The sequence below is a fragment of the Sphingomonas psychrolutea genome (assembly GCF_014636175.1).
GTDB lineage: Bacteria > Pseudomonadota > Alphaproteobacteria > Sphingomonadales > Sphingomonadaceae > Sphingomonas > Sphingomonas psychrolutea.
Window position 1 is genome coordinate 1 of sequence record NZ_BMDW01000050.1, and the last position, 1,896, is coordinate 1,896.

Here is a 1,896-nt window from a genome sequence, read left to right on the forward strand (position 1 = left end):
CATTCCAAAACCCTGTCGGAAATCACCGTCTCGAACCCACGGTTTTCCGCCGATAATGTTGGCCCATAGTGGCGATTCCGCAATGGAATGGATTTGGAACGGGTATCGGGCGGCCCGCGCGACGGACCCGATTTAATCGCCTGCTTCGAAGGGGAGATCGTCGCTGAGATCGAACGGCTGCTCGATGGTCTCGTCCTCGCGGCCAACGGGCAGTCGAGAAAAGCCAAGAATGCGGTCTGCGTTCGTGCGGCCGAGCATTGCTACCTCGGTGAGGAACCACCAAGCGACCACGATTTATCAAACTAAATGAACTACTTGGATGCCCGCCATGGTATAATCCAACCATGAGCAAGAGGGTCGCGATCTACACAAGGGTGAGCACTGACACTCAGACGATCGCGAACCAGCTTCGTGAACTCGATGCCGTCGCCGAGCGCATGGGCTGGATCATCGTCGAGCGGTTGGCCGATGAAGGTATCTCGGGAGCCAAGGGTCGGGATAAGCGTCCCGCATATGATCGGCTCATGACCATGGTGGCGAGGAAAGAGATCGACCTCATCGCTTGCTGGTCCGTCGATCGCCTTGGTCGTTCGCTCCAACACCTCGTCGCCTTCCTCGGCGAGATCAATGATCGCGGCGTCGATCTTTACGTTCACACCCAAGGCCTCGACTCCTCGACACCCGCTGGCCGCGCGATGTTCGCCATGCTCAGCGTCTTCAGTGAGTTCGAAAAATCCATTTTGCGCGAAAGGATCATGGCTGGACTGGCACGATCAACCAAACGATCGGGCCGACCGTCGCTCGACGCTGACCAAAACCGTCGTGCCCGCAAGCTCTTGGCCGAAGGCACCAGCATCAACGCCACGGCTAAGCATCTCAAGATCGGCGTCGCCACGGTCCACAGGATCAAAACCAAGATGTTGGCCCAAGCAGCATAGCCGCCAGCGTCATCATGGCGGTCGCGCCGAACATCGTCACCGAGATCGTCGCGCCGACCAACGCCATGACAGTCGGGATCACGCTCGAACAACTGTAGGAAATCATCATGACCAACAGCATCGAAACGGGCTCGCGGGACGCGGAAGAAGCCTCCCTGCATGCTCTTCAAGATGATGGTCCAAGCCGCATGACCGCCCGATAATCACCAGCTATAATCGACACCGCAATCGAGATGGAGCCGAGCGTGCAGGATCGTGACCCCAACATCATCCACTCTGGATTATCGCGCACCGTCACTGTGCAGGGCGCGAGCGTCGAGGTTCTGATCTACCGACTGGAACACGATCCCAAATGGGCGCTGGAAGTGGTCAACGAAGCCAAGACGTCAACGGTCTGGGATGCTCTCTTCGATACCGACGAGGAAGCCCTTCAGGCGTTCGAACTGGCACTTGCCGAGGAGGGGATCGACGCCTTCCTCGACCGTGGCAATGTGATCGAGTTCCCACGACGGCATTGATGATCTCGAACATGATCGAGCAGCTTCATGCCCACGGTCGAGCCGATCATCGACCCAGCATCGCCCAAAGGCTCGACGCCTTCACCCCATGCTCCCGGAGATGATGATGACCGACGATGCGACCAGCATCCCAGCACGATCAACAGGGGTTGAGGAATCGTTCGAAAATGCTCCTGCCGATCGTGATGAACAACTCTCGATCGAGACCGTAATAGCCAGCCTCGAATCACGCTCGATCGGCGAAAAGCAGGCGTTACTGAAGGCTCTCCTCAATGGTAAAAATGCGGCCCCTCTCGCTCCTCACGGGGCATCCAATACCCGTCATGATGTGATGCCTCTTCCGGGACTCGAACCACCCATCACTGAAAAAGCAGGACTTAATCCCACCTCACCCAAGGAACTCGGCCAGAAGAACGCGCTCGCTCCTCTTCCGGGCACCA

At 57.8% G+C, this 1,896-nt stretch carries 5 protein-coding genes; 4 read left to right on the top strand and 1 reads right to left on the bottom strand.

What is annotated here, in order from left to right; genetic code table 11:
- Positions 1–93: 93 nt before the first annotated feature.
- Positions 94–306: a hypothetical protein gene (locus IEV62_RS18060; RefSeq protein ID WP_188449975.1), complete on the top strand. Its 213-nt coding sequence runs from the start codon at positions 94–96 to the stop codon at positions 304–306.
- Between the two features lie 38 nt (positions 307–344).
- Positions 345–938, top strand: coding sequence for a recombinase family protein (locus tag IEV62_RS18065; RefSeq protein ID WP_188449977.1), 594 nt, complete (start codon positions 345–347; stop codon positions 936–938).
- Here IEV62_RS18065 and IEV62_RS18070 read toward each other — a convergent pair.
- Positions 907–1,059, bottom strand: a complete 153-nt coding sequence (locus IEV62_RS18070; RefSeq protein ID WP_188449979.1) for a hypothetical protein — start codon at positions 1,057–1,059, stop codon at positions 907–909. The two genes, IEV62_RS18065 and IEV62_RS18070, sit on opposite strands and share 32 nt — an antisense overlap.
- A gap of 124 nt (positions 1,060–1,183) precedes the next feature.
- Between IEV62_RS18070 and IEV62_RS18075 the strand changes: the two genes are divergently transcribed.
- Both IEV62_RS18075 and IEV62_RS18080 read left to right on the top strand, forming a co-directional pair.
- Positions 1,184–1,456 (top strand): hypothetical protein, encoded by a 273-nt coding sequence (locus IEV62_RS18075; protein ID WP_188449981.1) that lies wholly within the window; start codon positions 1,184–1,186, stop codon positions 1,454–1,456.
- A 100-nt stretch (positions 1,457–1,556) separates the two neighbouring features.
- The coding region (locus IEV62_RS18080) for a hypothetical protein (protein ID WP_188449984.1) at positions 1,557–1,896 on the top strand (340 nt) is incomplete at its 3' end.

Bases quoted from the DNA above. Each gene is read 5' to 3' on its own strand.
- IEV62_RS18070 (WP_188449979.1), bottom strand. From the start codon at position 1,059: ATGCTGTTGGTCATGATGATTTCCTACAGTTGTTCGAGCGTGATCCCG.
- IEV62_RS18065 (WP_188449977.1), top strand. From the start codon at position 345: ATGAGCAAGAGGGTCGCGATCTACACAAGGGTGAGCACTGACACTCAG.